Consider the following 10,490-nt stretch of genomic DNA (forward strand, 5'->3'; position numbering starts at 1 on the left):
GAAGAGTTTGGAGTTCTACATGACTTCCCTCGCCGAACAGGTGACGATCGTGGTCGGCGCGAGCCGCGGCATCGGCCGTGGCGTCGCGGAGGCGCTCACCCAAGCCGGAGCCCCTGTCGTGACGGTCTCGCGGACCGACGGGCAGGCGGCTGGAGACCCTTCCAAGGTGATCCACGCCGAGGTTGCCGACGCCCGGGACGACGGGCTGCCGGCCCGGCTCATCGAGCAGTACAACCCGACGAACATCGTCATCGTCGCCGGTGTCGTCCCGCACATGAGCTCGCTCCAGCAGCAGTCCTGGGAGACCTTCTCCCTGGCCTGGGAGACCGACGTCCGCATCACCTTCTCCTGGGTGCGTGAGGCGCTGCTCCGGCCGTTGCAATCGGGCGGCAAAGTGATCGTGTTCAGCAGCGGCGCCGCCCTGGGCGGTTCCCCGCTCAGCGGCGGGTACGCGGGGGCGAAGGCAACGCAGCGCTTCGTCACCGATTACGCGCGCTGGGAATCGGACAAGGCGAACCTGGGCATAGCGTTCTCCTCCATCATGTCGAAGTTCTCCCCTGAGACCGGTGTCGGCAAGTCAGCCGTCGCCGCTTACTCGGCAGAGGCCGGGATGTCTGTTGAGGAGTTCCTCAGCAAGCAGGGTCCGCTGCTCAGTCCCGAGGGGGCAGGGGCGGCCGTGGTGGATCTGCTGGAGCGCAAGGCAGCCGACATCGCCCCGTCCTACCTCCTCAACGGAGCGGGGTTGCGTGCGCTGTAGTCACTGACCAGAGACGTCGCCAGACGCCGGTCGGCATGGCGTCCTGGCGTGAGGAAGACCTCCGGGTGAGGCGTGGAGCTGTCCGGGCACCGCGCCCCAACCGGAGGTCTTTCGCGTCGTAGGGCCGTCGTAGGGGCTGAATACTTCAGCGGTCTACGGCATTCAACCTCGGGCGTTGGCAGCTCATCGCCGTTGCGCGCAACTGCGCAATCTGGAGCAAGCGATGCGTGATCAGGCCGGGCAGTCTGGCAAGCGGCACAAGCAAACCCTAGTGAAACAAAGGGATGGGCATATGAACCGGGTGGTGAGCAGGGAAGAGTGGGTTCAAGCGCGGCAGGATCTGCTCGAGTTCGAGAAGGAGTCCACGCGAATGCGTGACGAGGTGAACCGGCGGCGGCAGGCGCTGCCCTTCGTGCGCGTAGAGAAGGACTATCAGTTCATCGGGCCTCAGGGTCAGCTGTCCTTCGCCGAGATCTTCGAGGGTCGGCGCCAGTTGATCGTCCGGCACTTCATGTTCGAGCCCGAGCGGGAGGAGGGATGCATCGGCTGCTCGATGCAGGCCGACTCCGTCGGACACCTGGCTCACATCAATGCTCGTGACACGACATTCGTCATGACCTCGCGCGCGTCCCAGGACAAGCTCGAGGCGTGGAAGACGCGCATGGGATGGGACATTCCCTGGTACACAACGGTAGGCGAGCAATTCAATCGGGACTACCGCGTCACCACCGATGAGGGTGACATCCCTGGCGTCAGCGTGTTCTTCCGCGAGGGAGATGAGGTGTTCTACACCTACTCGATCTTCGACCGGGGCGGCGACATCTTCAAGAACTTCTACAACTACCTCGACCTGACCCCACTGGGGCGCCAGGAGGACCAGCTCGAGCACCCGTGGGACTGGTGGCGGCACCACGACCGGTACGACGACGAGTCCGCTCCGGTCGCCGGGACGAACTTCTGGAACAGGACCGACAAGTTCAGCGAGAGTGCCTGACCTTGGCAGCCGATAAGACACCGCCTCTGGAATGGACCCCGGCATCGAGAGCGGCTTTGATCACCGGGTGCGGTTCGACCACGGGTCTGTCTTCGGGAACGGGGCGGCAGATCGCCCTGCTGCTGAAGGAGCAGGGGTGGGACGTGTATGGCACGGGTCGCGACCCCGCCGTCATGACGGAGTTGGCCGAGCGTGGCATACACACCCGCAGGCTGGACCTGACCGACCACGAGTCGATGAAGGCGGTCGTCACGGAGATCGAGGAGGCCCACGGCTCAGTGGGCCTCCTGATCAACAACGCGGCTTACAGTCTCAACGGGACCATGCTGGAGACCCCGCTGCAATCGGTGCGCGACCAGTTCGAGACGAACTTCTTCGGCGTCGTGGACCTGACGCGATTGGTCCTGCCAGGCATGGTCGCCGCACGCTCGGGGCGCATCGTGATGATGTCATCCATCTTCGGCCTCTTCGGAACCGCGGGGCGCGGTTTCTACGAAGCCTCGAAACACGCGCTGGAGGGGCTCAGCGACGCGCTGCGCCTGGAGGTGCTAAACCTCGGAATCCAGGTAGTGGTCATCGAGCCGTCGCCCATCCGAGGCGGATTCGTTCCCAACGACGTCAAGGACTTGCAGCTCGGTGAGCGGGAGCAGGTCTACGACGGGTTCTGGGAGCACTTCGTCAAGTGGCACGAGACCTACCGTGAGGTCGAGCATCCGAAGGGACGCGGGAAGACAGCGGTTACCGCCGAAGCCGTCTCGCATCGGGTAGCCCTCGCGGCGGGCGCAAGCCGGCCGAAGATCCGTTACAAGATCGGCGGCCCGGTACGACTTCTGAGCACGATGCGGGCAACGATCGGGGAGCGCAACTGGGACCGCTTCGTTCGGTTCTTCTTCCCTTATCCCGGCGGGAAGGGCGCCCCGGTCCCGGCTCAGCAGGCCCTGCCGTAACGGCTGCGGTGTCCCCGGCCGCGGGCTTCTCACCCGTGGCCGGGGAACCGGCGGCCGGAAGCGGGCGGCGTGGCCGGGCGACAGCCCTGGCTTAGGCGCGTAGGCGGTCACACTAGATCGCGTTCGGACCTCATGTAAACCTAACATCAGTTACGCTCCGCATATGCTATGGAGCGCTGCGTGATGGGTCGGCGGCTGACCACGCGCCGACTGACCGCGCTGGCGACTGCCTGCGTCCTGGTGAGCGCAAGCCTCAGCCTGCTCCGGGCAACGCCGGCTTCGGCCGCCGCGCCCGCGATCACGGTGACCGGGCAGGCGCCGGCCACCGTGCTGGCGGGCAAGCCGGTGCGCTTGACGCTGACCGCGGCAAACCCGTCGGCCAATGCCGGCGCGCAACCGGAATACAACACCTCGTTCCGCGACGTGCTGCCGGTGGGCCTGGCCTACCAGCCCGGCTCGACCACGCCGGCCGACCTGGGTGAGCCAACCGTCCTGACCGATCCGGGCACCGGCCAGCAGACCCTTCTCTGGAGCGACCTGTTCGACCTGGCACCGGGTTCCTCGGCCGTCCTGAGCTTCTCGGCGACCACCAGCCTCCCGGTCGGCAGCACCCTGTACAACGTCGCCAATGCCTATGCCAGCACCGCCCCGCGCTACGTTGCGCACTTCACCGCCACCGGGCTGCCGGTCGCCGACTCCCGGGTCCAGCCGGCCACCAGCACCCAGAGCGCCACCGTGATCACCGCACTGCAGCTGACCAAAACCCAGTCCGGCTCTAGTGCGAAGGTGCTGCGTGGCGCGCACCGGCATCCGACGATCTACACCCTGCAGCTGAGCAACAGCAGCCAGGCCGCCACCACCGGCGTCACCGTGCTGGACTATCTGCCGGCCGCGCAGGAGTTCCTCGGCTGCGGCCAGCTGGACAACACCTCGGGCTCCGCGGTGGAGTACCCGGGCGCGGCCCGGCTGAGCGGAACCCCGGACGTGGGCGCGAACTGCCTGCTGCCCACCTCGGTCGACACCGTGCTCAACCCACCCGCGAACGGCACGGTCAGCTATCCGCCCGGTGTCTACACCAAGCTGAGCTGGGCGCTCGGCACGCTGGCCGCCGGGCAGACCAGCACGATCCGTTACGCCGCCGCGGTCGCGCTGAAGCAGAACGTGCTGTTCCCCGCCGGCCCGAGCCCGGCCTCGCTCGGCCAGGCCGCCAACCTCGACAACAACACCGGCGCCAGCACCCGCCAGCTCGGTGACCCGGCGCTCCTGGTCAGCTACGCCCACGCCGGCGGCAGCTACACCGGTGCCGCGATCGGCGGGGCGGCCAGCGTGTCAGACACCAGCCAGCAGGTCAGCGTGCACGACCTGCGGATCCAGGAGTCGGCGTCGCCCGCGGAGTTCGCCGCCGGCGGCATCTCCAGCTTCACCCTGCACCTCGATTCCGGGGAGTACGCCGACAACTCCGCGATCACGCTCACCCACCTGCTGCCCAACGGGATGTGCCCGCTGGACGGGGCCACCAACCATGTCAGCGGGGCACCGGCGGACTGCGCGCCGGTGCCCGGCCTCGCGCCGTCGCTGCCCTACCAGTCGATCACCCAGAATGCCGACGGCAGCTTCACCGTCGTGTTCTCACCCGTCGCGGTACCGCACGACGGCTCCCTCGACATCACCTACCCCGCCCGCGACCGGGCCGGCTACACCGGCGGCGCACTGGCCGGACTGCCACCGGCGGCCGGCGACAGCTTCACCAGCACCGTGGCGGCGATGGGGACTTCGACGCCGGTGCCGGCCACCGGCGTGGTCGGGAACCAGCCGGTCCGCGATGCCAGTTCGGCGACCAGGACCACCTCCGCCGGCTCGCTGGCCGGTTCGGTCGCCGCGCGCGCCACGCCGATGGAATGCTCGGACCCGGGCACCAGCTACGGGGCCGGCAATCCGGTGTTCGGCAAGGGTGACCGGATCTGCTTCCAGATCAGCGTCGGGTTCTCCGGCACCAACCAGACCCGCAACGCGGTGCTGACCGACTTCTTGCCGACCGGTACCGCCTACGAGGACGGCAGCGTCAGCTATCCGGCCGGCAACACCGTCGACCCGGCGGCAATCAGCTTCGACGCCGCCGGCGCGGCCGGTGGGGCGCTGAGCTGGAACCTCGGGACGAGCCAGTCCGACGGTTCCACCACGGTGCCGGCCGGGCAGGTGTTCGTGGTGCGCTTCAGCGTCCTGGTCACCGACCCGGCGGCCGGCCCGGCGCCGGACAAGCCCGGCAACATCGTGAAGCTGCACACCACCGACAGCGCCGGTAAGGCCAGCTCGTTGCGGGCCGCCGCCGGCTTCCGGGTGGCGGCCGCACCACCGGTCACCGTCGCCAAGGGGGTGGCCGGCGTGAACGGCGCCATCCCGGCACCGGGCCCGAACTCCGATCATGTGCTGGTCCGGGAAGGCGATTCGGTGGTGTTCGACATCGACGCCGGCAACGCCGGCAGCGCCGCTACCAGTAACGCCGTCGATGTCGGGGACCTGCAACTGTGGGACGTGCTGCCCGCGGGCCTGCGGTGCGCGCAGCTCAGCGCCATCACCGACGGCGGCACCTGCACCGATCCGGCAGCACCGGGCCATCCCAGTTTTGCCGGCAATGCCAGCCTGAGCGCGGTGCTGTGGAACGGCGCCGGGACGCCAGCGCTGCCCGCCGGGGCCACCAAGAGCTACCAGTACACCGTGAGCATCCCGGCCGGGGTGAGCGTCTCGACGGTGTTCGACAACACCGCGGCGGTGCGCTCCTACACCGTCGCCACCGACCTGCCGGGCCCCGCTACCGGCAGCGCTACCTTCTATCCGAACGCCAATATCGACAGCACCGTCCCGGCCGGCCAGTACGACGCCCCGGCGGCCGGCGATGCCAGCGACGTCTACCTGCGCAACGTCAGCGTCACCTCGGGCGTCAGCTCGGCCGTTGCCGAGAGCGGCAATCTCGGTGCCGAGGCCACTCCTGCCGCCAGCACCCAGGCCACCATCGGCGAGCAGCTCAGCTGGACCGTCACCGCCCGGGTGCCGGCCGGGTCCTCGGTCTACAACGCGATCTTCAGCAGCCCGCTACCGGCGGGGCTGTCCCTGATCGGCGCCGCCGCGGCGTACACCGCCGATGCCGGGTCGCCGGCCGACCAGCCGCTGCCGGCCGGCTTCAGCTTCGACCCCGCCGTGCCGAGCATCCGGTGGCCGGCCAGCTATGACAACACCACCGGCACCGACCAGCTGTTCGTGCTGACGTTCACCGCCCAACTGGCCCTGCTGGCGGCCAACCAGCACGCGGTGGTGCGCACCAGCACCGCCACCTTCAGCAGCGCCACCGCCGCCACCGGCGGCAGCCTGCTGCCGGCCCGGACGGCCGCTGCCAGCGTCAGCGATGTCGAACCGGCGGCAGGGCTGACCAAGACCAATGACGCCGGCACCGGCGTGGCAGCGGGCCAGAACGTCACCTACACCGTGAGGGCTACCAACGCCGTCGGCCGGCCGCCGGTGCACGACGGCTGGGTGGCCGACTGCCTGCCGGCAGGCATGACGTTCACCGGTTACCTGGCAACGCCGGCCGGGGTGAGCCCGGTCGCCGCCATCGCCGGGAACGCCAGCAACGGCTGCCCGGCCGGAACGACACTGCTGAGCTGGAACCTCGGCGACCTGGCCGGCGGGTCGTCGCTGAGCATGAAGTACAGCGCCACCGTGGACCCGTCGGCGTCGGGCAAGGCCACCTACCCCAACCTCGCCGCGCTGACCGGCAACAGCCTGGCCGGCACCCGGAGCTCACCTGTGCAGGACGGCAACCCGAGCGGCCGGACGTACAGCGCCGGGGCCACCAGCACGGTCACGGTGGCCGGGGCCACCGCGCTGACCTCGGTGACGCCACCCTCGGCCGCGGTCGGCGACACCGTCAACTTCAGCTCCTCGGCGGCGCTGCCTGCCGGTGTGAACTTCTACAACCTGTCGCTGATCGACCAGTTGCCCGCCGGCATCGACCCGAACTCGGTCGTGCCCGGCACCGTCAGCTGTGCCAACGCCGACAGCTCAGCCTGCACGCCCGACGACGCGGTCCGGTTGACCTCGGCCGCGGGGGCCGGCTCGGCCACGCTGATCGGCTGGCTGCTCGGCGACGTGCCCTACGCCGGTCAGGCCCGCACGGTCACCGTGCACTACTCGGCCCGGGTCGCCGACGTCGCTGCCGCCAGTACCGGTGCGGTGCTGACCGAGTCGGTGCACGCCGGCTGGGACAACGCCGCCCGGACGCCGCCGGCGAGTTCCGGTGCCGGCTACCAGCAGGTGAGCCCCAACGCCACCACCGGAGTCACGGTGCTGGAACCAGGGCTTTCGGTGGCCAAGGCCGTCAGCCGGCTGCACCCGGAACCGGGCCAGAGTTTCAGCTACACCGTGACCATCAGCAACCGCAACACCGCCGGCACGAGCGCCGCCTACAACACCACGGTCACCGACACGGTGCCGGCCGGTGTGGTCGTCGACCCGGCCAGCGTCTCCGGCGGCGGCACCCTCACCGGTGCGAACCCGTCCACCGGTGGCGGGGTGCTGACCTGGACGCTGCCGGGCCCGATCGCCAAGGGCGCCTCGATGCCGGGACTCAGCTACGCCGCCACGCTGGCTCCGTCCGGATCGGTGACGGCCGCGGCGCTGGTGAACACCGCGCGGATCACCGGCTATGACTCCTTGCCCGCCGGGGGCCGGCACTACACCGGCACGACGGCCACCGCGACGATCACCCCGTTCTTTCCCCGGGTGACGACCACCAAGTCCACCCCGGCCGGCAGCACCGGCTACATCGGCGAGTCGTTCGGGTGGCTGATCACGGTTCGCAACACCGGCTCGGGAGTGGCCTACCAGGTCGGCAGCAGCGACACCCTGCCGCCCAACTGGAGCTATGACCCCGGCACGGCACGGGTATCGGTCGCCGGCGGCCCCGCGGTCGCGGTCGAGCCGACGGTGGCCACTGCCGGCGGTATCCAGACGCTGAGCTGGACCGGTCTTGGCACCCTCAACCCGGCAGCGGTGCTGACCATCGCGCTGAGCGCCACCCCGCAGCCGGGGGTGAGCGGATCGCCCGGGGTCGGCCTCGTCGTCAACCACACCAACTCGGCCACCTCGACAGCCCGGGATGCCACCGGCGCCAGCGGCAACGGCGCGGGCAGTTACACCGCGGGTCCCGGCACCGCTGTCGCTCACATCGCCTCCGCCGACGTGAGCCTGACCAAGGCCGTCGGTAGCGCACCGGTGGCCGGTGGCACCGGCAGCTGGACGCTGACGGTGCGCAATCTCGGCCCGAACCCGGCGATCGGGCCGTTCACCGTCACAGACCAGCTCACCAACCCGCTGCCGGCCGGGATCGGCTCGGTCAGTGCCTCGGGCACCGGCTGGTCCTGCGGCACCGCCGCCCCGGTCAGCTGCCAGCGCACCGCGGCCGGGGACACCCTGGCCAGCGGCGCCTCGTTCCCGGTGATCACGCTGGCCTACTCCGTCGATCCGTCGGTGCCGGACGGCAGCACCCTGTCGGCCACCGCGGCCGTCAGCGCGCGAACCCAGGACCCGAACCCGGCCAACAACAGCGCCACGACGGCGGCGACGGTGCGGGCCACCGCGGACCTGACGATCAGCACCAGCCTCAGCTCGCCGCAGCTGGTCGCCGGGGCGCCGGCCAGCTACGAATTGGCGGTCACCAACCTGGGCCCGTCCAGGGCGGTCGGTCCGATCAGCATCGATGACCAGCTGCCGGCCGGCAGCACGTTCGTGTCGGCGGCCGGGTCGGGCTGGAGCTGTGACCCGATCGCCGCCGGCACCGTTGCCGCCAGCCTGCACTGCACCCTGCCGGGCCCACTGGCCGTCGGCGGGGTGCCTGCCGCCGTATCGGTGACGGTGGTCATCGCCTCCGCCCAGACCGGTCCGGTCACCAACACCGCCAATGCCGGATCACCGACCGCCGACCCGGTCCCCGCCAACAACTTCGACGTCCAGACCGACCTGCCGGCCGTCCGTGCGGACCTGGTGATCCAGAAGCTGCACCTGACCAACCCGTTCGTGGCCGGCAGTCAGGCTCGTTACCAGATCCAGGTCCGCAATGCCGGTGAGTCCGACGCCGTCGGCGTCGAGGTCAGCGACGTCCTGCCGGCCGGCCTCAGCTACGACTCGTTCAGTTCCACCGACCCGAACTGGGCGTGCGCCGCGACCGGCCAGCAGGTCGGCTGCGGCTACACCGGGTCGCTGGTTGCCGGGGCCAGCTCGTCGTTCACCCTGGCGGTGAACCTGGCGACGGGCTTTCTCGGCCCGGCGTCGAACACCGCCACGGTGACCTCCAGCACGCCCGATCCGGTGCCGGGCAACAACAGCGATGTCGACGACTCGTCGGTGTCCCAGGTCGCCGGCCTCTCGATCGCCCTCTCGCACACCGGCACCGCGGTCGCGGGCAACCCGCTGACCTTCAGGCTGGCGGTTCACAACGCCGGGCCGTCCGACATCGGTGGCCCGGTCACGGTGCTGGACGCGCTGCCGGCCGGCCTCAGCTTCAGCTCGGCCACCGGTACCGGCTGGAGTTGCGGCTATGCCGCCGGCAGCAGGCTGGTCAGCTGCGTGCTGGCCGCGGGCCTGGCCACCGGCGCCAGTGCCACCCAGCTGAACCTCCTCGTCCAGCTCGACCCGGAGATCGGACCCGCCACGCTCGAGGACACCGCCACGGTCGGCAGCGGTACCGCGGACCCCGACCTCGCCGACAACTCCAGCACCGATCAGGTCCAGGTCCTGACCAGCGCGGCGCTCAGCCTGACCAAGACACTCAGCACGCCGGCTCCGGTGCTGGCCGGAACCACCGCGAGCTTCGTGCTGTCGGCCCGTAACGCCGGTCCCAGCGACGCCGGCACCGTCAGCGTCACCGACACCCTGCCGGCGTATCTGAGCCTGCAGTCCTACACCGGCAGTGGCTGGACCTGCTCCGCTGCCGGGCAGTCGGTGGTGTGCGGGCGCACCGGGCTGGCCGCCGGTACGACCGCGCCGGATCTGGTGCTGACCACGCTGGTGTCGGCTTCGACACCGGTGAACCTGCCGGCCGGCACGGCCACCCTGGTCAACAACGCCGGCATCGCATCCGGCACCGCCGGCACCCGGACGGACCCGCCACCGGTGCCGGTGCCGGTGCGCGCCCAGGCCGATCTGGTGGTGGTGACGGCCCCGACCGATCCGCAGGTACAGGCCGGCGCGACGGCAGGATGGCAGCTGGCGGTGCGCAACGCCGGCCCCAGTGACTCTGCCGTGCCGGTCACGGTGACCGACACGCTGCCGGGCTACCAGAGCTACCTGTTTGCCGCCGGCGGCGGCTGGGACTGCTCCGCCGGGCCGGCCCCGGCGCCTCCGTCGCCGACGGCGCACCAGACGGTGACCTGCATCCTGGATCACGCGCTGGTAGCTGGTGAATCCGCTCCGGTGCTCCAGTTGCAGGTCCAGGTGGATCCGCAGGCCCCGGCCGGCTCCGCGACCAACCAGGCGGTGGTGTCCTCGCCGACCCCGGGCACGCCGGGCGGCGACTCGGCCTCGATAGTGGTGGGCAAGCTGGCCGACCTCGGCCTGGTCATGCTGCACACCGGCAACGGCCAGGTCGGCCAGGCCACGGACTTCACCCTGCGGGTGCACAACGCCGGGCCGTCCACCGCCGATCAACTTGTTCTCAGCGACCCGTTGCCCGCCGGGCTCAGCTTCCTCGCCGGCACCGGTACCGGGTGGGCCTGCACGGTCGATGAGGACCGGCTGGTCA

General features: G+C 70.3%; 4 protein-coding genes. All 4 read left to right on the forward strand.

The window, feature by feature from the left end; translation table 11 throughout:
* The first annotated feature begins 19 nt into the window (after positions 1-19).
* On the forward strand, positions 20-757 hold the full coding sequence (locus VF542_RS18820) for an SDR family oxidoreductase (RefSeq protein WP_408653232.1): 738 nt from the start codon (positions 20-22) through the stop codon (positions 755-757).
* 175 nt (positions 758-932) lie between these two features.
* A complete protein-coding gene (locus VF542_RS18825; protein WP_408653233.1) occupies positions 933-1,751 on the forward strand; it encodes a DUF899 domain-containing protein in 819 nt (272 codons plus the stop codon).
* 2 nt (positions 1,752-1,753) lie between these two features.
* Positions 1,754-2,698 (forward strand): SDR family oxidoreductase, encoded by a 945-nt coding sequence (locus tag VF542_RS18830; protein WP_408653234.1) that lies wholly within the window; start codon positions 1,754-1,756, stop codon positions 2,696-2,698.
* A gap of 183 nt (positions 2,699-2,881) precedes the next feature.
* On the forward strand, positions 2,882-10,490 hold a 7,609-nt coding region (locus VF542_RS18835), incomplete at its 3' end, for a hypothetical protein (protein WP_408653235.1).

The organism is Jatrophihabitans sp. (assembly GCF_036389215.1).
Classification (GTDB): domain Bacteria; phylum Actinomycetota; class Actinomycetes; order Mycobacteriales; family Jatrophihabitantaceae; genus Jatrophihabitans_A.